The sequence below is a fragment of the Paenibacillus nanensis genome, from assembly GCF_003583765.1.
GTDB lineage: Bacteria > Bacillota > Bacilli > Paenibacillales > Paenibacillaceae > Pristimantibacillus > Pristimantibacillus nanensis.
This window is the reverse complement of sequence record NZ_QXQA01000002.1, coordinates 432,451-455,409: the sequence shown is the minus strand read 5'-3', so window position 1 is coordinate 455,409 and position 22,959 is coordinate 432,451. Positions and strand designations below refer to the sequence as shown.

At 52.2% G+C, this 22,959-nt stretch carries 16 protein-coding genes; 13 read left to right on the top strand and 3 right to left on the bottom strand.

Annotation, left to right across the window (positions count from 1 at the left end):
• Window positions 1-12 precede the first annotated feature (12 nt).
• Window positions 13-480: a GreA/GreB family elongation factor gene (locus tag D3P08_RS05195; RefSeq protein ID WP_119598371.1), complete on the bottom strand. Its 468-nt coding sequence runs from the start codon at window positions 478-480 to the stop codon at window positions 13-15.
• Between the two features lie 382 nt (window positions 481-862).
• Between D3P08_RS05195 and D3P08_RS05190 the strand changes: the two genes are divergently transcribed.
• The 4 genes from D3P08_RS05190 to D3P08_RS05175 all read left to right on the top strand — a co-directional run bounded on the left by D3P08_RS05190 (window position 863) and on the right by D3P08_RS05175 (window position 3,332).
• Window positions 863-1,051 (top strand): sporulation protein Cse60, encoded by a 189-nt coding sequence (locus D3P08_RS05190; RefSeq protein ID WP_119598370.1) that lies wholly within the window; start codon window positions 863-865, stop codon window positions 1,049-1,051.
• Window positions 1,052-1,270: 219 nt separating this feature from the next.
• Complete coding sequence (locus tag D3P08_RS05185) at window positions 1,271-2,140, top strand: YitT family protein (RefSeq protein ID WP_119598587.1); 870 nt, start codon at window positions 1,271-1,273, stop codon at window positions 2,138-2,140.
• 164 nt (window positions 2,141-2,304) lie between these two features.
• Window positions 2,305-2,964, top strand: coding sequence for an SGNH/GDSL hydrolase family protein (locus tag D3P08_RS05180; protein ID WP_119598369.1), 660 nt, complete (start codon window positions 2,305-2,307; stop codon window positions 2,962-2,964).
• Between the two features lie 173 nt (window positions 2,965-3,137).
• Window positions 3,138-3,332, top strand: a complete 195-nt coding sequence (locus tag D3P08_RS05175) for a hypothetical protein (protein ID WP_119598368.1) — start codon at window positions 3,138-3,140, stop codon at window positions 3,330-3,332.
• A gap of 97 nt (window positions 3,333-3,429) precedes the next feature.
• Here D3P08_RS05175 and D3P08_RS05170 read toward each other — a convergent pair whose 3' ends face one another.
• The gene (locus tag D3P08_RS05170) at window positions 3,430-4,533 is read right to left on the bottom strand and encodes a glycoside hydrolase family 88/105 protein (RefSeq protein ID WP_119598367.1); all 1,104 of its coding nucleotides are present in this window, start codon (window positions 4,531-4,533) and stop codon (window positions 3,430-3,432) included.
• 131 nt (window positions 4,534-4,664) lie between these two features.
• On the opposite strand from D3P08_RS05170, the gene D3P08_RS05165 reads away from it, so the two are divergent.
• The 9 genes from D3P08_RS05165 to D3P08_RS05125 all read left to right on the top strand — a co-directional run bounded on the left by D3P08_RS05165 (window position 4,665) and on the right by D3P08_RS05125 (window position 20,548).
• Window positions 4,665-5,507: an AraC family transcriptional regulator gene (locus D3P08_RS05165; RefSeq protein WP_119598586.1), complete on the top strand. Its 843-nt coding sequence runs from the start codon at window positions 4,665-4,667 to the stop codon at window positions 5,505-5,507.
• A gap of 224 nt (window positions 5,508-5,731) precedes the next feature.
• Window positions 5,732-6,658, top strand: coding sequence for an ABC transporter permease (locus tag D3P08_RS05160; protein WP_119598366.1), 927 nt, complete (start codon window positions 5,732-5,734; stop codon window positions 6,656-6,658).
• Between the two features lie 15 nt (window positions 6,659-6,673).
• Window positions 6,674-7,567 carry a carbohydrate ABC transporter permease gene (locus D3P08_RS05155; protein WP_119598365.1) on the top strand — a complete coding sequence of 298 codons (894 nt, stop codon included), beginning with the start codon at window positions 6,674-6,676 and terminating at the stop codon, window positions 7,565-7,567.
• Between the two features lie 61 nt (window positions 7,568-7,628).
• A complete protein-coding gene (locus D3P08_RS05150) occupies window positions 7,629-9,206 on the top strand; it encodes an extracellular solute-binding protein (RefSeq protein ID WP_119598364.1) in 1,578 nt (525 codons plus the stop codon).
• 88 nt (window positions 9,207-9,294) lie between these two features.
• Window positions 9,295-10,275: a glycoside hydrolase family 43 protein gene (locus D3P08_RS05145; RefSeq protein WP_240647319.1), complete on the top strand. Its 981-nt coding sequence runs from the start codon at window positions 9,295-9,297 to the stop codon at window positions 10,273-10,275.
• Window position 10,276: 1 nt separating this feature from the next.
• Window positions 10,277-11,206 (top strand): glycoside hydrolase family 43 protein, encoded by a 930-nt coding sequence (locus D3P08_RS05140; protein WP_119598362.1) that lies wholly within the window; start codon window positions 10,277-10,279, stop codon window positions 11,204-11,206.
• An 11-nt stretch (window positions 11,207-11,217) separates the two neighbouring features.
• Window positions 11,218-12,354, top strand: coding sequence for a DUF2264 domain-containing protein (locus D3P08_RS05135; protein ID WP_119598361.1), 1,137 nt, complete (start codon window positions 11,218-11,220; stop codon window positions 12,352-12,354).
• 34 nt (window positions 12,355-12,388) lie between these two features.
• Window positions 12,389-14,203, top strand: coding sequence for a glycoside hydrolase family 43 protein (locus D3P08_RS05130; protein WP_240647317.1), 1,815 nt, complete (start codon window positions 12,389-12,391; stop codon window positions 14,201-14,203).
• Window positions 14,204-14,485: 282 nt separating this feature from the next.
• On the top strand, window positions 14,486-20,548 hold the full coding sequence (locus D3P08_RS05125; protein ID WP_119598359.1) for an OmpL47-type beta-barrel domain-containing protein: 6,063 nt from the start codon (window positions 14,486-14,488) through the stop codon (window positions 20,546-20,548).
• 57 nt (window positions 20,549-20,605) lie between these two features.
• Here D3P08_RS05125 and D3P08_RS05120 read toward each other — a convergent pair whose 3' ends face one another.
• Window positions 20,606-22,834 carry a helix-turn-helix transcriptional regulator gene (locus D3P08_RS05120; protein WP_119598358.1) on the bottom strand — a complete coding sequence of 743 codons (2,229 nt, stop codon included), beginning with the start codon at window positions 22,832-22,834 and terminating at the stop codon, window positions 20,606-20,608.
• Between the last annotated feature and the right edge of the window lie 125 nt (window positions 22,835-22,959).

Sequence of the window (22,959 nt, the reverse complement as noted above, 5' to 3'; positions counted from 1 at the left end):
GGCATCCTCCCGCTAGGTCGAGATGAAGCCGCCAATATAGCCATAATTTACTTCCCTTATTTTCAAACCGAGCCTGCCGTCCGGAACATCGAGGACAAGAGGGTGCTCCGTTTTCTTGCATAGCAGCTGCCTGCCTAACGGGGAGATGAATGAGATCCGGTTACGGTCCGGGTCGCTTTCCGTAGGATAGACGAGCGTAAAGGAGTCAGCCGACCCGTCGTCATCATACGTCACCTTCACCGTACTGCCAATCAGGATATCGGTTTTCAGCCTGGAGCCTAGGACCGAATCGTCATGTTCCAGCGCGGCCGATAATTGCTCCATATATTCGCGGATGAGATCCTCGATTAATTTTTTTTCAACAGGGTTGAATTCTGCCAAATAGGTATTCGAGAAAGCCGGCAGCCTCTCATCGAAATAGACAAGCTGACGGACTAAATGTCCTCTCGCGGCGCTAAGGGGGCTCAAACTATGGCGCATAATAGATATCACTCCCGACTAGTTTTCTCCAGATCCATGTGATGCGTTGAACGTTATTCATTTAAAATAAACCTCCTAATAAAAATGAGTTCTCGAAAGCATTTCAGGGAAAAATGCAGATGGCATCGTTTTTTTTACGATGGTACCGCATTTGGCGTTTAGGGCCTTCACCTCTTTCCTTACATTTACTGTAAAAGTGCTCGAAAATGGACGAGGGCATCCCGCAATGCCGCGGAATGCCACTCGGAGAGACCATATCATGGAAATACTGGGATGTCAACCGTCATGCATTCGTTGTATTGACACCAATGTTCGCCGATGATATGGTGTTGACAAGCGAGGCATTTCGAAGGTTCGTTCGAAATGAAAGGAGATGAAATAGATGATTCAAGTGAAGGAATTTGTAGACAGCGACCGCACTCTCGCGGTGGATGAGTCCAATAAATTTCTTGCCGGTCTCCCGGACGATGCCATTATAGATGTAAAGTACTCCGCAAATTATAAAAAGCTTTCTAATGGCCAGGAGACTCAAAGAAGCGCAATATTAGTCGTTTATAAGGTCAACAAGTAGTCAGGGTTCCTACTCGGCATAAAGATTCCGGCTGCGGCCGGCAATTCCTGATGCGGCAAGCGGCAGCCCGCGGACATAAGATTATGTCCGTGGGCTGCCGCTTTTTTATGGTAGCGGCTGTCTAAGGAACGGAGACAAGATGTGCCGCCTTATTTTTTTGCAATGTCCAAAATGATGTATAATAAACTGGGAAAACATTCAAATGAAATGAGGTTAGGCATGAAAACAAAGCACAAAAAGCCTGAAGTATGGAATAAGATTTTACGAGGGATCGGCGTTATCCTCGGCGCATTTATTACCGCCTATGGACTTGAAGCCGTATTAATTCCGAACAGCGTATCCGATGGCGGCGTGACAGGCCTTAGTATCGTAGGGTCGGAGCTGTTCGGTTTGCCTCTTGGCATTCTCATCGCGATTCTTAATATACCTTTCGTGTATTTAGGATATAAGCAAATCGGAAAAAGCTTTGCGGTCTATTCCGTCCTCGGCATCGCTTCATTGGCGATAGGAACAGTCGTTATGCATCATATCTCGCCGATTATCGAAGGCGATACGCTGCTTGTCACCGTGGTCGGAGGCATTATTATCGGTTTCGGAATGGGTCTTGCTTTGCGCAACGGCGGCGCGCTTGACGGCATCGATATGCTGGCGGTCCTGCTGTCTCGGAAGCTGCCGTTTGGAACAAGCGATCTTATTTTATTTTTGAACGTTTTTGTCTTTATCGTCGTGTCGTCCGTATTCGGCCTGCAGGGCGCCATTCTTTCGGGCATCGCTTATTTCATCGCGTCCAAAGTGATTCATATCGTCGAAGAAGGCTTAAGCGGAGCCAAAACGTTCAAAATCATTACGAAGCAGCCCGAAATTATGATCGAGACGATCCGCGACCGTTTAGGCCGCGGTGCGACGTACAGTACGGTGCAGGGCGGCTATACGAACGAGCATTTCAAAGAAATTACATGCGTCATTAACCGGCTGGAAGAACGGAAAATGAAAGAAATTATTTTGGAAATCGACGAGCATGCTTTCATTATGGTTTACGATGTGGCAGAGGTAAAAGGCGGTAACTTTAAGAAAAAGGATATACATTAGGCAGGGGGAGCGGCTGTCCGGGACTTTCTATCAAGTTTGGGGCGGTCGCTTTTTTTTTTGCAAATTGGTCACGAAGAAATGATGTTGCGGAAATCAAAGCGGAGGCCCTACAATATGGACATCCAACCAATTTTCTGTCATGGTCGTTAAAGGAGGCAAAAACAATGTTGTTGGCACCAAAATCGAAGCTGGTGATGATCGGCGACTCCATTACGGATTGCGAGCGGGCTAGACCCCGCGGAGAAGGACTTTTCGGAGCAATCGGCAAAGGCTATGTGTCGCTTGTGGACGCGCTGCTGACTTCGGCATACCCGGAGCTAGGGATTCGGGTTGTAAACATGGGAACAAGCGGCAACACCGTTCGAGACTTGAAGGAGCGCTGGCAGACGGACGTGCTAGATCTGAAGCCTGACTGGCTGTCGATCATGATCGGCATTAACGATGTCTGGCGGCAATATGACCTGCCGGCTCAGACCGAGCAGCATGTGGATATCGCCGAATATGAAGAAACGCTGGAGCAGCTCATTAAGCAAACAAGGCCGCAGCTTCAAGGGCTTGTGTTAATGACGCCGTTCTATATCGAACCGAATGCGGCGGATCCGATGCGAAGCGCAATGGATCAGTACGGAGAGGTCGTCAAGAAGCTGGCGTCCAAATATGATGCGAAATTCGTTGATACACAGGCAGCGTTTAACCGGGTGCTCGCCCATATTTATCCTGCAACGCTCGCCTGGGATCGCGTACACCCGAACATGTCGGGACATGCGGTGCTCGCGCGGGCATTCCTTCAAGCGGTTGGATACGATTATAACCGCGGGCTTTAATCAATAAAGAACGGTCGCCAATATCGGCGGCCGTTTTTTTGTTTGAGGAATTTATTTCCTAAGAAGGGATTGACGATAAAGGAATGAGTGGTTATACTGTGTATAACGATATACACAGTAATCACACCGAAGCTGCCCATCGAAAATCCATTAACCCAAGGAGGAGTTTTAGGATGAAAAAGTTTATTCAATTGTTGAGTCCGATTATGTTCCTGGCTTATTTGCTGCTCACACGCTATGTGCCGATGCATGATTTCGTAGACGGTCTGCTGGCGGGTCTGTCTATCGGGCTCAGCGTCCTCGCGTTGATTTTGTTTGCGCAGGGCTCTGCCCCAAAAAAGCGGCACACGCCAACCCGTCTAGGCTAGGCAGTGAGGGCCGCTAATCCCTCGAATGAATAAAAAACACGCCGGCTGCCGGCGTGTTTTTTATTGTTGGCTCCCTATTGGCGCGTCGATGGAGGCATTAAGAGCGCCTTTCCGCCAAATTCATCTCGACGCACATCAGAATGAAGGCGCCTGCGCCGTGAAGGTCGTTTTCGCTGGTCGGGCGGGCGATATAGTGGGCATAGTCGCCGATTCCCGTGCCGATGCAGATGCTGCCGATGACGACATGGCCGTTCTTGTCGAACGTCAATGTGTCGATAACGCCTTGGTAGCCTTTCCAGGCATACTCCAAATATTTGGCGTCCAGGTAACCGAACCGGACGGCTTTGGCAATGGCGTGCGCATACAGCGATGTGCAGGAGTTTTCCAGCCAATTATCCGGGCGGTCGCCTTTGTCGACTACCTGATACCAGCGTCCGGTGGCAGGATCCTGAAACTTCGTCAGCGCAATTAACAGATCTTGAACAATCGTCACAAGCTTCGGCTTATCCGGATGGTCCTCCGGCATGTGCTCGAACATTTCCAGCAAAGCGACGGGATACCAGCCGATGGCGCGGCCCCAGAACTCCGGCGCGAGGCCTGTTACCGGATCGGCCCAGCCGGCTTCCTTGGTTTCGTCCCAGCCGTGGTAAAGCAAGCCGGTGACCGGATCCTTCGTATGCTTCTCCATCAGGATTGCCTGGAAAGCCATCCGATCGAAGTAGTCGCTGTCGCCGAACGTCTTCGCAAATTGCACGGCAATCGGCCCGGCCATATACAAGCCGTCGAGCCACATTTGATTCGGATAACGCCCCTTGTGCCAGAAGCCGCCCGACGGATTTGTCGGCCAGGATTTGAGCAGCGGAACTAACGTATGCAGCGCCTTTTTGTACCGCTCGTCTCCCGTCTGCTCATAGAGGGTGAACAGAAGCACGCCGGGCTGAATGTCATCGAGCTCGTCGGCATTGAACTTCTTGATGCTTCCGTCCTCGAGAACCTGGCTGTCTACCCATCTCTTCATGTAGTCGTACAGTTTTTGTTCGCCGGTCTGCCGCCAGCATTTCTCCATGCCGGACAGAAAGACGCCCTGATGATAATGGAACCGGTCCGGCGGAAGCTTCTCCGGCTCGAACTTGGCCATTAAGGCTTCACAGGCTTTTTGCGCCCACTCGATAGGGGTCATAATAGAAGCGGATGTTGACATGGATCGTGTTCCTCCCTTACGTTTATACCCTTATTCTAGCATTCGAAAATGTGCATGTTTTGCTGATTTCCTCGTATTCTTCTTATTTTTTGCGCTATAATGGTCTTATTAGGGAAGGAGAGCGGAATGGATTGACAGATCATTATTATGGAAACGAGACGGGAACCTTCCGGGTATCCCGCCGGAAGGCGGACAGTCACCATATGCCGGCCAGCCACTTCCACAGCACGTACGAAATTTATTATTTGATGTCCGGCAAGAGAGAATTTTTTATTCGGGACACGACCCTATCCATCAACGAAGGCGAAGTCGTCATCATCGCGCCCAATGTTCTTCATCGCACGACCAACGCCAAGCAGCCGAAGCACGAGCGGCTCATCATCAATATGCATGAGCAGCTTTTTTCGGCGGATGACTCCCATAAGGAAGCTTTGAAGCCTTTATTCGAACGGGATTATGTGGTCGTGAACGCTTCGTTGCGCGACCGGTTGTCGATCGAGTCGGTCGCTCGAGCCATTTTGGAGGAAATGCTGGAGCAAGGCCCGGGCTTCGAGCTGTTCGCGCAGACGCTGGCTGTGCAGCTTCTCATTATTTGCTGCCGGCACGTTAAGCTGAGTCCTATGGAGCCTCAGGCCTCGCTGACTCCGATGCACGATAGAATATCGGAGATTGTCCGCTTTATTAACGAGCATTACATGGAGGATTTGTCCCTTCATTCGCTGGCGGACAGGTTTTATATCAGTCCCTACCATTTGAGCCGATCGTTCAAGGAGGTGACGGGCTTCACGTTTGTGGAGTACGTGAACAGCGTCAGGATCAAGGAGGCGATAAAGCTCCTGAGGGGCTCTGCCATGAAGGTGAATTTGATTGCCAGAAAGGTAGGCTTCGGGAGCGTGACGCATTTCGGCCGGGTGTTCAAGTCGGTAACAGGCAACGCGCCCAAATATTATCGGAAGATCGGCAGTTACGGATAACGATTTATGATCCGTGGCTGCCGTTTTTTTTATGCGCAAAATGCCAGTCTCCATCTATTCAAATCAGCGAAAATAGCACGGAAATTCAAAAATGTCAGTTTCGTTCACTGTCCGAATGCCTCTAATGTTCACGAGTGAACCGGATTTTCACTTTTTTGTTCACGGTCGTTCCCCTAAAGTTGGAATCATCCCGAATGACCGATGACAAGGAAGGAGCCGCAACCATGCGAAAGAAGAAAGGGCTGCTGCATGAGCTTAGCAAAAATCGAATTTTATTCCTCATGCTGCTTCCGACATTGCTGTACTTTTTAATCAACAATTATTTTCCGATGATCGGCATCTATTATGCGTTCGTCCAGTTTGACTTCCATTCGTCGAATCTATTTCAGATGGATTTTGTAGGGCTCAAAAATTTCGAGTTTCTATGGAAGTCCGGCAAGCTGCTAGAACTGACGCTGAATACGATCGGGTACAACATTGCGTTTATCGTTCTCGTAAACTTCTTATCCATTTCAGTCGCCGTGCTGCTAAGTGAGATTAAAGGGAAGTGGTTCAAAAAAATAACGCAATCGGTATTGTTTCTTCCGTACTTCGTTTCCTTCGTAATTTTGAGCGTCATTGTGTTCAACTTGTTCAACTACGACCAAGGCGTGCTGAACACCGTGCTGGAGAGACTCGGCGCTGAACCGGTCGATCTTTATTCGAAGCCGACCGCTTGGATCTTCCTTATTATCATTTTCTTTTTATGGAAGAACTTCGGTTACAGCATGGTCATTTATTTGGCGACGATTACGGGGATCAGCGACGAATATTACGAAGCGGCCAAAATCGACGGGGCAAATATTTTCCAGCGGGCTTGGTATATAACGGTTCCGATGCTGAAAAACACGTTTGTCATTCTACTGTTGTTCGCGCTGGGAGGCATTCTGAAAGGCCAGTTCGATTTGTTCTACCAAATGGTGGGCAATAACGGACTCCTGTTCAGCACGACGGATATTTTGGATACGTACGTCTACCGTTCGCTGCGCGTGACCTTTGATATGGGGATGGCTACCGCGGCAGGGGTTTACCAATCGATCTTCGGATTTGTGCTGATTATGGTCGTCAATACGATCATTAAAAAAATCAATAAAGAGTACGCGCTGTTCTAGAAGGGGGCGGGAGGATTGAAAATCAAGGAAGACAGTTCGACAAAATGGTTCCGGCTGCTGGCTTATACGGTTGTACTTGCAGGAAGCATACTCTGCCTCTTGCCGTTCCTGCTTATTATTTCCGCTTCGCTTACAAGCAACGAGGCTATTATTAGAGAGGGCTACAATATCATCCCAAGCGATTTTTCATTCGATGCGTATAAGCTGATTTTCCTTATTCCGGACGATGTGATTAGAGCCTATGGCGTAACGATCTTCGTTACGGTTGTCGGGACGCTGCTCGGACTGCTGCTGATGACAATGGCCGGCTACGTGCTGCAAAGGAAGGATTTTAAGTACAGAAACTTCTTTTCGTTCTTCATTTATTTTACGACGCTCTTCGGCGGCGGACTGGTTCCCTACTATATGCTGATCACCAACTATCTGAATTTCGAAAATTCGATGAGCGCGTTAATCTGGCCTTCGTTAATGACGCCTTTCCTTATCATTTTGATGAGAAGCTTCATTAACTCCGCCGTGCCCGACGAGGTTGTCGAATCGGCCAAGATCGACGGCGCCAACGATTTCGTCATTTATTACCGGATCGTTATGCCGCTGGCTGTGCCGGGCCTCGCTACGGTAGGACTTTTTCTGGCGCTGCACTACTGGAACGACTGGTTCCACTCCGCCTTGTTCATCAATGACGCGGCCAAATACCAGCTCCAGTTCTATCTGTACAACATCATTAACACAACGAACTTCTTAAACAGCATTGGAGCAGGCGCCGGCGTTGTGCTGTCGGGACCGGTGCCGTCGGAGTCGATGAAGATGGCGATGGCCGTCGTTGTAACGGGACCGATTCTGTTCCTCTATCCGTTCATCCAGCGTTACTTCGTCAAAGGACTGACGATTGGCGCCGTCAAAGGTTAGAACCGGCTATTCTCGGATGGCCGGCTAACATATACAATAAATACGTAAAGGGAGGATTCACATGGCAGGAATACAGAAAAAAGCTTGGGCGCTCGTTCTCTCACTCGTGCTCGCCTTGTCGCTCCTCGCGGCATGCAGCGGCAACGGAGGCAATAACGAGGCAAGTCCATCTCCTTCGGCATCCCCGGCGGATGGCCAATCATCGGAAGGAACTACGGGCATCGATACCTCCAAGCGAGTGGAATTGCAGCTGTACATGCTCGGAAACGCGCCGAAAGACATGCCGAAGGTCGAAGCGCAGATCAACGAGTGGCTGCTCGAGGATTTGAACGCCACGGTGAAATTTAACTACACGACTTGGACGGACTGGGATCAAAAGTACAAGCTGCTGCTTTCCACGGGGCAAGATGTTGATCTGATCTACACGGCGGAATGGACGCAATATCAGCAGTACGCGAAGAACGGCGCATTCCTCGCTCTGGACGAGCTGCTGCCGAAGGCGGCTCCGGCCTTGCAGAGCTTCGTCCCGCAAGAGATGTGGGAAGCTGTCAAAATCGACGGCAGCATTTACACCGTTCCTTCTACGTACAAAGAATACGTAACGGGCGGCTTCGTCTGGCGCGAGGATCTGCGCGCGAAATACAATCTGCCGAAACCGGTGGACATGGATACGTTCGAGGCTTATTTGGCGGGCATTAAAGCCAATGAACCGGATATGCAGCCGGTTGCGGTAGGCGCGGCGGTGGATGCAACGCTTGAGGACGCTCTTCTGGACTTCTATCGTCAAAATGTCGGAGCGCTTCCTTACGGACTGCTCGCCCCGTACAAAGACCCGTCGAATATGGTGAACTATTGGGGCTCCGCGGAGCATCTTGAAGATCTCAAACGGTTCAAAAGCTGGGCCGACAACGGATATTTCTCCAAAAACGAGCTGAATGAAACGGAAAGCAACCAGGATAAAATCATTAACGGAAAAGCCGCCGCATTGTTCTCGGACAATCCGACGCGCTTCAACAGCATGCTGAACCAAATGAAAACGCTCCATCCGGACTGGGAGCTCGGCTATCATCCTTTTGGTCTTACGAACGGCTACGCGACGCCGGTTCATCCGATTCATAACGGGTTCGCGATTCCGAAAAACAGCAAAAAAGCGGAACGGGCTCTTGCGTTCTATGAAAAATTGGTGACCGACAAGCGTTATAACCAGCTGGCTTCGTACGGATTCGAAGGCACGAACTATACCGTGGAAAACGGCTACTATAAACCGGTCGGAGATAACACGACGAACGGCTTCGTACGCGAAGCGAGCAACAGCTGGGCGTGGAGAAACCCTTCGTTTATGATTTTTGAAGAAAGCTACGACGGCATTCAAGCGATCTTCGACGAGCTGGATAAAATCCAGGTTCCGGATATTTATACGGGGTTTGCCGAGGATTACACGACTTATCAGGCGGAGAGAGCCGCTCTGGAGCAGGTGATGAAGCAATATCTGTTCCCGCTTATGGCAGGTCAGGTCGACGATGTGGAAGGCGGACTCCAAACCTTTATGGAGAAAGCGAACCAAGCGGGCCTTGAAAAGATTCAAGAGTCATACAAACAGCAATGGTTAAATTACCTCCAGGAAAAAGGAATTCAATAACAGGAGATAGAAGGTAAAGCATGTGGGTTCGATTTTTTGAATTCACATGCTTTTTTTCGAAAGCCTATCAGGAGAGAGGGGTTATGCGGTGAACGAGGAAGGAGCTCCGTATTTCGGGGTAACGGGCAATTCCGATTCCCTGTACGGATATCTGTTTGCCCATTTTATCGGCGAACAGGAAGACGGGGAACAGATCTATTTCGCTTTGAGCCGGGACGGGCTGCATTGGCAAGACCTCAATCACAGTCAACCGGTTTTAAGGTCCACCGTAGGGGAACGCGGGGCGCGGGATCCCTATTTGCTTCGAAGCCAGGACGGGAGCCGCTTCTATTTGATGGCGACCGATCTTAGCATCTGCCGCCGCGGCGGCTGGAGGGACGCACAAGCAACGGTAACAGGAAGCCGCTCGCTTATTATTTGGGAGTCGGCGGATTTGGTGAATTGGTCGGAGCCATGGCTGGCGGAAGTAGCCCCGGAAGAAGCGGGCTGCGCTTGGGCGCCGGAGGCGATCTATGACGATGAAGCCGGCGACTATCTTGTATATTGGGCATCAAGCTTGGAGACGGCAGACGGCAGCGGAAGAGGCTTATATATCTATTGCAGCAAAACCAGCGATTTCCGCAGCTTTACGGAGGCCGAGCTTTATATTACCCGAGGCGAGCATAACACGATCATCGATACGACCATCATCAAGGCTGGCGGCAAGTATTACCGCGCTTCCGGCGACGGCCACATCACCATCGAAGCAAGCGACCATCTGCTCAAAGAATGGAAAACGGTTTCAACGCTCGATTCGTTAGGGCTGCGGCTGACAGGCAAGGATGTAGAAGGTCCGGAGTTTTTTAAGTTCAACGGCGAGGAGAAGTGGGGCCTTCTCGTCGACCAATATGCGAGCGATGGCGGGTACTTGCCGATCGTTACGACGGACATCGGCGATCCGACGGGAGCAAGCTGGCGCAGGCTGAAGCCGGAGGAGTATGCGTTCGGCCGGTTGAAGAAACGCCACGGCACAATATTGCCGCTATTCAAAGGCGAATACGATGCGATTTGGGCGAAATGGGGAGGATGAGATGGCCTATTTATTCGTTCATTTTAAGGAGAAAAGGACGCCTGACGGCGAGCAAGTTTATTTTGGGCTGAGCACCGACGGATTCCATTGGGAGCAGGTGAACAGCGGGAACCCTGTGCTTGAAAGCACGCTGGGCGAAAAGGGCGTTCGCGACCATACGATTGTAAGGGCTGCCAATGGCAAATTTTATATTTTTTCCACCGATCTGAGCTTGGCTAATTGTTTCCATACCAAATATAAAGGCAGCTGGAACAACATCGCCATTGAAGGAAGCAAGCATCTGGCGCTGTGGGAGTCGGAGGATCTCGTAAACTGGTCCGATCAGCGGCTGGTGCAGCTCGGCGGCGAACAATTCGGCTGCGTGTGGGCGCCGGATGTCATCCACGATCCGGAGCATGAAGATTACGTCCTTCACTGGTCTTCGTCCCATGCCTCGAACGGTTACGGCGCCAAAAGCATCTATTATTCGCGGACCCGGGATTTCGAGAGCTTTACGCCGCCGCAGCTGCTATGCCGGAAGGAAGACAGCGGCATTATCGATTCCGCCATTTATGAGGAGAACGGCTATTTCTACCGTTTTCTGAAGAGCGAGGCTAACCCCGCGACCATTATTTTGGAGAAGGGCAGCTCGATTACCGGCGGCGGCTATACAAGGGTCGAGGCTTTCGATATCGAAATGGCCAAGCTGCAGCAGGGGGTCTACGAAGCGCCGACCGCTTTTAAACTGAGCAGCGGGCAATGGTGCCTCATGCTCGATTTCTACGGCGTAGAGGGTGAAGGACAGGGCTATGTGCCGTTTGTATCCGACTCATTGGAAAGCGGGCGTTTCATACGCTCGGATGAGAGCTTCAGCTTCCCGTATGGATTCAAGCACGGCACGGTGCTTTCGATTACGACGGAAGAATATGACCGGATCAAGACGCGTTACTAGGGAGGCTTACCGTGAACAACGATAGAACGTACTGGGTCGACACCATGGTTCGCATCGCCTATCCCGTGCTTCATTGCTTATCCGAACGGCGGCTGCGGGCCTCCATGCCGGTCGAAGGGAAGCTGGATGACCGCTCCGAATATACGTACTTGGAGGCGCTTGGGCGGACGTTGGCCGGCATCTCGCCATGGCTGGAGCATGGACCAAGGACGGGGAAGGAGGGCGAAATTCGGGATCTGCTCGCCGAACTTGCGAGAAACGCAATCGATGCGGCGACGGATCCCGGCTCGCCTGACTTCATGAATTTTGAAAAGGGCGGACAGCCGCTCGTCGACGCCGCCTTTCTCGCAAACGCCATCCTTCGGGCTCCAGCCCAATTGTTCGAGCCGCTCGAGCCTCGCGTGAAGGAAAATCTGATGAACGCGCTTCGCGCAACGCGGAGCATCCGCCCCGTCTTCAGCAACTGGCTGCTGTTCAGCGCGATGATCGAAGCCGCGCTCAGCCGAATGGGCGCGCAATGGGATAAGATGCGCGTCGATTACGCGATTCGGCAGCATGAACAATGGTACGCAGGGGACGGAGCTTACGGGGACGGTCCCGATTTTCATTGGGATTATTACAACAGCTTCGTCATTCAGCCGATGCTGGTTGAAGTGCTGGATGCGGTTAGCGGCACTTTCGCGGATTGGTCCGAGCTTCGCGTCAAGGCGCAGAAGCGGGCCGTCCGCTATGCTGCCGTCCAGGAGCGGCTGATTTCGCCGGAAGGCGCCTATCCGCCGATCGGCCGGTCGCTTGCTTATCGCTTCGGCGCGTTTCAGCATCTGTCCTTGATGGCTTTAAGGGAGCAGCTGCCGGAGGATATCGCGCCTTCGCAAGTGCGCCGCGCGTTAACCGCCGTCATCCAGCGGCAAATTGAAATGCCTGGAACCTTGGATCATGAAGGCTGGCTGCGAATCGGTTTTGCAGGCAGTCAGCCGGATATTGGCGAGGCTTACATCTCAACGGGAAGCTTGTATCTGTGCACAACCGTATTTTTGCCGCTTGGGCTTTCGCCGGATGCTGAATTTTGGCAGGGAGAAGCGGAATGGACGGCTCGAAAAGCGTGGTCGGGCGCGGCATTCCCGATTGACAAAGCGATAAGCGGCTGAAGGCAATCGAAAAACAGAGAGGGAGGACATCACTTTGAATGAACAGGATCGCAAATTTTCGGGTTATCTCTTTGCGCATTTTATCGGCGAGGACGCGGACGGCGAGCAGGTCTATTTCTCGTACAGCGAGGACGGGCTTCATTGGAAGGATTTGAACGCGGGCTTGCCGGTTCTCCGTTCCGAGCTGGGAGAGAAGGGCGTGAGAGATCCGTTTCTCGTGCGTTCCCCCAAAGAGGACAAATTTTATCTGATCGCCACCGATCTTCGCATCGCGAGCGGAAAGGGCTGGTCCGCCGCAGTGAACGCGGGGAGCCGCGATATGATCGTATGGGAATCCGCTGATCTGGTGCATTGGTCGGAGCCATGGGCCGTCACGGTCGGCATTCCCGGCGCCGGCTGCGTCTGGGCGCCGGAAGCTATTTATGACGAAGCGGCGGATAATTTCCTTGTATTCTGGGCTTCCGCGACGCAGGAGCCGCATGAAACGGAGCGGAAGCATAAAATTTACAGCGCCCGCACCAAAGATTTCCGCAGCTTCACCCCGGCCGAGAAGTATATCGAGAGGGAAAACCACATCATCGATACGACGATCATCGCTCATAACGGCAGCTATTACCGCTTTTCGAAGGATGAAACAACGAAAAATATACGGGTTGAAAAAAGTGCGTCGCTGGACAAGGATTCTTTTGCCGTGCTAAGCTCGCCGGTTTTAGAGGCGCTGATGGGCGTGGAAGGTCCGCAAATCTATAAGTTCAACGACCGCGAGGAGTGGTGCCTCATTGTGGACCGTTACGCGGAAGGAAAGGGCTATCTTCCTTTGGTAACCTCCGACCTGGGGAACGCTCAGTTCCAGGTGCTTCCGGATGGGGCCTACCATTTGGGGAAAACGAAAAAACGCCACGGCGGCGTTCTTCCGATTACCGCCGAGGAATGCCATCGCCTGATCGCGGCCTTTGGCGACGGCCATCAGGTATTGGCGGGGCAGTTCGCCGATCCGGATCTTGCGAAGTTCGGGGACCGCTATTATTTGTACCCTACAACCGATGGCTTCACCGGCTGGTCGGGCACGCAGTTTCATGTCTTTTCGTCGGAGGATATGCGAAATTGGAAGGATGAAGGCGTCATCTTGGATCTTGCGACGGAGGATGTTCCTTGGGCCGTCGGCAGCGCATGGGCTCCGGCGATCGCCAGCAAAAACGGCAAGTACTATTATTATTTCTGCGGTAAAATGCACGACGGAAAAAGCGCCATCGGCGTTGCGGTTGCCGATAATCCGGCGGGTCCGTTCCGCGCTGAGCCGGAGCCGCTGCTTACGATGGGATTGATGGACCGGCTTGGCATTCGGATGGGGCAGACAATCGATCCGTCCGTCTTCATCGAGGAGGACGGCACGCCTTACCTGCTGTTCGGCAACAGTCACGCCGCCATTGTGCAGTTAGGCGAGGATATGGTTTCGATTGTGGAGGAGACGATGAAAAATGTAGAGGGCGCGGTAGACTTCCGGGAAGCGATCACCGTTCTGAAGCGAGGCGGCCTATACCATTTCACCTGGTCTTGCGACGATACCGGCAGCGAGGATTATCATGTGAAGTACGGCACAGCGGAGAAGCTGTACGGACCGATCACGTACCGTCATGTCGTTCTAGCCAAAAACAAGGAAAAAGATATGCTTGGCACCGCTCATCATTCGATTCTTCAGGAGCCTGGCACCGATAACTATTACATTGCGTATCACCGGTTCGTTACGCCTCTCACAAGGTTCACGGATGGGAAGGGGTTTCATCGCGAAACCTGCATCACTCCGCTAACCTTCGACCATGAAGGATGGATGGAGCGGGTACAGCTTTAGAGATTACACAGGAAAGCCGCCTTCGGGCGGTTTTTCTATTGGATCAGACAAGTGTGACGCTAAAAAGCGGCTTTTGTTCATACAAATCAAATTTGTTGACCAGGCGGATCGCAGTTTTGTGCATACATGAAAGGTATGTTCAATTTACCCGCAAGGGACGAACCGATTATACTCTTGGTGGAAGCGATTGTTCAGAATGGCTGAAAACCATAATGTAGGCAAGGGGGGATATCATTTCTGCTGGACGGCTGTCATTCGTGAAAAAACGAAAGGAGAATGATCATGTATTCTGGGCTAAGGAATCATGCCGGGCTGACGTTTCGAAAGCCATTTCTCATGCTATTAATTGTAAGCGTATTCATGAGTGCGGTTATGCTGCCAACCGGCGCGGCGGCGAACGCGGACTTCGATGTAAGCGAGCTTGACGCGGTTACGGTGGCGCATTACCCGTTAAATAGCGCGTATCAATATCAGAATAAGCTTAATCCGGCACAGACGCTGTCCGGCAGCTTTCCGTCCTGGAAAGCGGAATTCGTCTCATTGGTTAACCCGGGCAATGCGAATGACGGACATATTGCGGGAACCAATCCGGGGACTCCTGTAACGGGGGATCAAATCGCTTTTTCGTTCCATGTGAAGTTGAACGGGACGCAGACGCGCCAGACCAGCGCCGTCAATACGCTATTTTCTTATGGGAAGGATAACAACACGAACATTACGCTTCGGCCATACTATGGCAGCGGTACGGCCGCCGTCGTGCTGAAGCAAGGCGGAACGGACGCCGTCGTTGCGTCGTTCCCGGCGCCGGCAGCCGATATGTGGCACAATTATACCATTTCGGTAGACGGCACAGCCGGTACGGGCAAGCTGACGGTTTGGGTCGACGGCGTTAAGGCGGCGGAGGCCTCTTCCAACGGCATAGGCGCAGACGAAATCGGCAACGGGGTATTCCGGCTGAACCGTACGATCGCGACCTTCTCCAATCTCGACTCTCACTACCGCGATGTCCGTATCTTTAACGACGCGCTTAATGATCATGCGGCGTCTTATTTGGCGAATGAAATTCGCGGGTTTACCTGGAACGACTTGCTTGCGATGAAGCCGCTGACCGACGGGATGGAGCTTCGCGAGATGTCGCTGTTTCGCGATCCCAACATCGTCTGGACCTCGAGCGACACAAGCGTTATTGATCCAAGCGCCGGCGTTATCCATCGTCCGGCTAAGGGCGCAAGCGCCAAACAAGTGATTCTGACCATGAGCTGGTTCGGCTACAGTCAGGATTATACGGTTGTGGTGCCGCCGATTGACGCGGGGGATTATTTAATTGCGGACTTCAATTTCGATGATGCGGCTAAAGGGCTTGTTGGCGGCGGAGCGAAAGCTGCCGTTCAAGGGACGGCCAGCTATGCCGACTCTTTCCAAGGAAACGGAAAAGCGGCGAATCTGGGGAACACATTTTGGCTGAATGTAACGAAGGAAGACGGAACGCCGCTTCTCGCCGGTCTTCACGAAATGACAATTTCGTACGACAGCAAGGCGAGCGGGGGCGCCGGCTGGACGTTTTTCGCGGCTCCCAATACCGCCGCGCAGACGTATTTGAGCGAACGTTATCTCGGCATTCTAGATACGCCGAGCTCCGTAACTCTGGAGCGGTATAACAACAGCGGTTCGCGTCCAGAGAGCGCGCAAGCCGGCGGCAGCGCGGAGTGGAAGCATGTGGATGTCGTCCTTTCAGCGGAGGACAGCAAGCTGTATATCGATGGAGAACTCGTAGCCGCGGCAGCGAGCAGTCATGCTTTACCCGATATAGTCGGCGCGTCCGGCGGCATTGTTCAAGTCGGGAAAGGCAACTGGGGATCGGGCGAATATTATGCCGGACTAATCGATAATGTTCAAATCTTCAGCAAGGCTCTTTCGTCAGCAGATATGATCGAATACCGGGTTACGAATATTCCGCCGGTTATTACGCCTGCTGCCGGACAAATCTATGGCCCCGTTACGATAACGCATCCGGCAGGGAATGGGTACATTTATTATACCGTCGACGGAACCGATCCAACCGTGGAAAGCATCCCGTATACGGAGCCATTTGAGGTCGTGAACGGCACAACCGTCAAAGCGGCTGCCATTGCGCCAAATGGGAATAGGAGCGCGGTTACAAGCGTCCATTATTTCGGCAGCGCATGGGCGGCTACCGCAAACGTGTTTCGCTTGGATGGGGAAGACACGGTCAACAATGTGAAAATTTCTTGGCCGGTCATCTCAAGCGCAGACTATTATGAGGTTTATCGCGGCGATACGCTGATCAACAGGACCTACGGAGATACCGTAGATGAATACGGACTCGAGGTTGAGAAGGATTACACGTACACCATAACCGCTTTCAGCGGCGGCAAGCAGATCGCGCTTGCCGAGACGAATACGGTGCGTACATTCTCCTATGACGCTTCGGCGGTTACGCAAAAGAAAAATAACTATACCGGCGCGGACAATCTGGGAGAGGGGGACACCTACGGCGTTAAAGTCGGCGACACTTGGTATCACTATGTTTACAAGGGCGTAAAAGACAGCGCTACGGGGGTTGTGACGACAAGCCTATACGAACAGACGGGGACCGACGGACGCACATACGGCAACGATCGTTTGCTGGGCTCCTTCGAAGATATGCGCGTGGAGATGGAAGGCTACCGGCTGAATCCGAATAACGGGAAAATCGTCTTCGTCGCCCATGAGGAAGCCAGCAGCGGGTACGGACGTGCAGCCGTCTTTCTTGGCTCGGTAACGCCAGGCGGCAGCGACTTTTCGGCGACCTTCAGAGGCCGGCCGTTTGACATGGATTCGCGCGACATGTCGCTGTTTGTGGACGATGACCATACCGCTTATTTGTTTTTCGCAACGAACACGAACAGCGATATCGCCGTCGTTCGACTCGATGCGGACTGGGAACAGCCCATTGAGCATGTCAATATGGTATTCGCGGGCAAGCATAAAGAATCGCCGACTGTCATGAAATACGACGGCCGTTATTATTTCTTCGGCTCTACGGCTAACGGCTGGTACCCGAGCCAAGCGGAATATGCCTCCGCAGAGTCTATCGACGGGGAATGGACGCCGCTGAGACCGATCGGCAACGGTTCTACCTTTGCTACGCAGGCGAACGGGGTAAGGCAATGGACGGGGGCAAACGGGCGAATCGCGTTTGCGGAGAACGGCTACCACTGGGGAGCGCAATATGCCGGCAGCTTTAAAGACCCGATGGGCACTTACGCAAGATTGTTCCCGATGGTTTTCCATCAAGGAATAGCGACGGCCGACTGGTTCCATCAGCTGGACCTGGACCCTGTATACGGGATGATTCCGGTCCAGTCCGGACAATATCTCTCTTTGGGGAAGAGGGCTGTCGACTCCCAAGGGCTGGATGCTAAAGCCGTAACGGACGGAGCGGATTTGGCGTCGGCTCCGCGCGTGCAGCACGCTTCATTGCCCTATCATATTGTAATTGATCTGGAGCAAGCCGCCGAGCTGTCTGAAATCAACCTGACCACTAGAGAGGTTAACGGCTCCGATGCCGTCTACCGCTATACATTAGAAGGAAGCTTGGATAACGAGAGCTGGACGGAGCTTGCGGATGGTTCAGCCAACAATGTGGTTGGTTTCGTGACCAATCCGATATCCGATTCGGGGCACTATCGCTATGTTCGTTTAACCGTTAATCAAATTATTAACGTGCATAACGGACAGGGCGCGACATGGGCCGACGGCATTATTGAACTGGCCGTTTTCGGCACGCCGCATCTGGACAAATCGGCGCTTCAGGCAAAGTACGACGAGAAAAAGGACACGGCTAGAGGGGACTACACGAACGCGACGTGGAAGGCGATAACGGCCGCGCTTGCGAATGCCGAGGCGAAGCTGACCGATCCTTCCGCGACGCAATGGGAAATCGACCGGGCGGCTCTGCAACTGGACGAAGCTTTCCTATGGGCGCAGGTCGTGCATCCGGAAAACGTGGTGAACTATTCGGAAGCCGGCGTGCCGGTCGGGGAGATATGGTACGATACGGAAGGAAATCCGATCCAAGCTCACGGGGGCGGCTTCTTGCAGCAAACGGCGGAAGACGGCAAACCCATCTACTACTGGGTAGGAGAAAATAAAATTCACAATTGCGCAAGCTTCCATGCCGTGTCGCTGTATTCTTCGCGCGATTTAGTGAACTGGACGAATGAGGGAGATATTCTGACTCCGTTCTCCCAAACCGTGGAGGGCGCGGAATTCGGCCTTCTGGATAACAAATGGGAACGGCCTAAGCTGCTTTATAATGAGAAAACAAAAAAATATGTGCTCTGGGGGCATTGGGAAACAGCGGGCAGCTACTCCAGCAGCCAAGTTGCGGTTGCGACGGCCGACCATGTCGCAGGACCGTATACCTTCCTCGGGCACTGGCGCCCGGGCGGGAAGCTGCGCAACTGGCGGTCGGACAACGGCGTATTCCTCGATTCCGAATATTATAAATCAAGCGGGATCAAGGTTGCCGTTCCGTCCAGTGCCCAGAGCGACGTTTCGCAAATGGGGTATGTCTCACGCGACTTCACGGTATTTGCCGAAGAGGACGGGGCGGCTTATCTGGTTTCGTCGGAAGGACATTCCATGCGAATTCACCGGTTGAATGAAGCATATACCGATGTGGATTTTACGACCTATACGTTCAGCGATCCTGCAACGAAAGCGGCCGACTTTGAATCCTACAACTTCTATGAGGGCGTTGGGCGCGAGGCGCCGGCCGTTGTGCGAACCGATGACGGCTATTACATGATATCCTCCGGACAGTCGGGCTGGCTGCCGAACCAGGGCACCGTAAGCTACAACGCCGATCTAACGGATCCGCATGGCTGGACGCCAGTTAAAGGAGCGGACGGACTGATTGTTGAGAAATACGCGTTTGGCAACAACAGCACGTATTACAGCCAGCCGACCAACATTATGAAGCTGACCAGCGCGGACGGCTCGAACGCATATGTGTATATGGGGGACAGATGGCGGTCTAGCCAGCTATCCGATTCGCGTTATGTGTGGCTCCCGATCACGTTTGACCAAGCGGAGCATACGGCCCGGGTTGCTTATACGCCGGGGTGGAAGCTGGATGCGGCGACAGGAAACGTGCAGATTCCCGCGTTAACGCTTGTATCGCAAGGCAAAAACGCGACCGTTACCAATAACGATGCCGTCACAGGAATCGAGAAGGCGAATGACGGATACGCCTTCAATCTGAGAACATCGGGCGACGGAACCCACTTCTTCGGCGGTCTTGCCGCTCCGTATGACTATACGATGGATTTGGGAGCCGAATATGATTTAGCGCGAATCGACGTAGCTTACAGGCTTTATAACGGTTCGGAAATGTACCACCGGTATCAGATATTCGGTTCTACGGATAACGAGAGCTGGACGCTGCTGGTCGACAACAGCACGAATATGTGGGCCGGCTTCAACTCGGATAAGCTGAGCGGACGTTACCGGTATGTGAAGCTCAAGGTGAATGAGGTCAGGCGCGTAAATAATAATGCGCTCAGCAACGGCTGGGGAAGCGGGCTCGTAGAAGTGCAAATCTATTCGGCCGCAGCCGATCAAACGCCTCCAACGACAATCGACGATGCTCCGGAAGGATGGGTCAATCAAGATGTCGTCGTTACGCTGCAAGCCGAAGACGACGAGTCGGATGTGACGTTGACCTTGTTCACTGTAAATGGCGGACCGGAACAAAGCGGGAATACCATTCTTCTAACGGAGGAAGGAACGCATGCCGTTACGTACTGGAGCGTGGATGCTGCAGGCAATAGGGAAGAACCGCGCACGGCTCAGGTCAAGATCGACAAATCAGCGCCGGCGATTGAGATCCAAGGTCTGAAGGAAGGAGGCTACATGGGCTCCGAAACGGCAACGGTAACATTCATGGCGGAAGATTCGTTATCGGGCGTACATGATTCGTCTATCGCGGCTTCCTTGGATGGCGTCCCTATCGAGAACGGCAAGGTCATCTCGATGTATGAGCTGACGCTTGGGCAGCATGTTCTCGAAATTAGCGCGGCGGATCTGGCGGGCAATCAAGCCAAGGCCATCATGACGTTTGAGACGACAACGAGCCTGGAGTCGATGCAGCAGCTGATCCTTCAGTTCCAAGCAGGCGGAGCGATCGATAATCAGGGAATCGCCAACAGTCTTCTCAAGAAGCTGCAGCATAACAATCTGGAAAGCTTTGTGAACGAAGTCAACGCGCAGAGCGGCAAGCACATTTCAAGCGAAGCGGCTTCGATTCTGCTTCGAGACGCACAATATCTCCTTCCATAAATGCCGAGCAGGGCCGCGGACAATTGTCCGCGGCCCGTTTCATTGCTCCTGCTGCAGCTACCCGCTCTTCGCGTTTCTGAATTCCGAAGGGGTCACGCCGTATAGCTTCTTGAACATACGGTGGAAATAAGAGCTGCTTGTATAGCCGGTTTTTTCCGCGATCTCCGATACTGGAGCATCGCTGCCCAGAAGCATTTTTTGGGCATGATCCATGCGGACCTGATTAATAACGTCGACGATGGTCGTAAGCGTCTGTTGGCGATAAACCCGGCTAATATGATAGGTTGACATGTTCAGCGCATCCGCAATGTAATTCAGACTCAAATTCGAGTCCATATAACGTTCAGCAATCATGTCGTTAATTTTACGGATCAGCTCCTCCTGCCTGCCGCTCCGCTTCTCGACAATTCTTGATTTTAAAGAGTCGAAGAAGTCGTCAAACGCGGCCGTCATCTCTTCGAGCGTCTCGAAATGCTCGAAGCCGGGAACAACGATTTCCGTGCCGAAGCCGAGCTGGAGAGACCCGTTTCTTTCAATCTCTTCCAGCATATTATGCAGCGCCACATTCAAGTGCTTGGCTGCCAGAACGGCGGCCGAGATCGGGTACCCTGACGTGCCCTGCATAATCTCCGCAAACAGCGTCTTTGCATCGCTTGTTTTGCCGGCCATCAAAGCCTCGATCATCCGTTTTTCTTTGCTGACCGGGAACGAGTAGGATTTCAGGTCATTCGCAAGGCTGCTCGTTTCGATAATGGATGATCTGCCCGCAAAAAATCGCAGGAGGGAGGCTTCTTTCGCCTGCTTGACGAATTCGTGCAGCCGGTGCGGATCGTCCGTAACCGGAGTAACCGCGACCGTGACGCCGATTTGCAAATATTCCATACAAGCTTGTTGGACTTCTTTGAAGATGACGGCAGCGGAAGCGGGCAGGCTGTCCGATTCGCCTCCCGCATTAAGAAGCATGAGGATTCCGTCATCTTCAAGGTCCAGCGACTCGACGCGGTAGTGCTGCGAGACGATTTCCGTGCCGATATTCATAATGGCGAACTTATAGGTCACAATATCCTTTCGGCTTCTTTCTTTAAATGTGCCGAAGTGGTCGATTCGCAAATAAGCCAGCTGATAAGGCCGGGTAAAATCGAAGCTTATGCCAACGCTTTTCAGCTTATTTAATTGGATGTGCGGATCGAATTCCTGGATTTGAACTAATTTTTGCAGCATATTTTGCCTGATCGTGTAGCTGCTGTTGCGCTTTTCGGACTCCAAATCCTCCATGCGAAGCGCCATTTTATTAATCGGAACATAGAGGTACTTGGACAAAAACCATGCCAGCAGAATGCCTGCCAGCGATATGAAAAATGCCGTTTGCAGCGTTTTGGCGCGGATGCCTTTCATCTCGCCGACGACCTCGTCATAGGGCGTAATCCGGACATAATACCAGTCGAATTGATCGTGAGCGGTAAACGTAACAAGCGATTTGACTTGTTCGAAATCGGCGATAATAAAATTCGACTTCGTTATCGGATCGGCGCCCCGAATGAGGTCCATGCTTTGTTCGTCGGCATAATATTCGGCTAACGTTTCGACTGACCGGATGACGCCGCGGTCATCGATGAGGTACATGCTCTCTTTGCCGTTCGAGCCGCTTCCCGTGCCTTGATTGATCCAATCGGCGGATACGTTGACGATAATCGCGGAGTTCATGGTCTGGTCCAGGCCGATCGCGTCGTAGCATAAATACGTATAGACGGGAGTTCCAGCTGCTCCATCCGCGGCAGGCTGTTTAATTCTTGGGATGGGCGCAAAGGCTTTATATTTTTTATAATCGGTTAATATTTCGTTCATGCCTGTATCCGTCAGCGCGTCGGTTGGAACAACGCCGTTTTGCCCGTTCTGGGAGACGATGTAGAATCGTTCCTGCGCCGCATTATAGACGTAAATCGATTCAAGGAACGGCATCGAATTCAAATAATTTTTTAAATCCATCATCGCGCCCTGTATATCGAATGGATTCGGATTTTCATAATATAAAATTTTTGCGATGGAGCTGTTCCGATAAATTTGGAAAGCGACCGTTTGCGCGCTGCCCGTCGTTTTGGCGATGGACTGCCCGGTCTGCGTTAAATTGCTAAGATCGGATTCGAACGCTTTGTTTTGGAGAATGCGGGCAAACGTAAAATAATAGATGGATGAGCTCGCGATGAGCACGAGTACGATTCCCAGGGTAATGGCCAGCAACATTTTGACGTAGAGCTTACCGTTTTTTCTCATTTTATTCAGTCTCAATGTTAACCTCCCCTTTGTAATTAAAGTTCATTATGGTGCACTTTTTTGCTCCATTATATCGGGTCAAGCTTACGCGCAATAGTGGAACGATATCTGAATCGTGAAAAAAAGAGCGGTCGGACAGT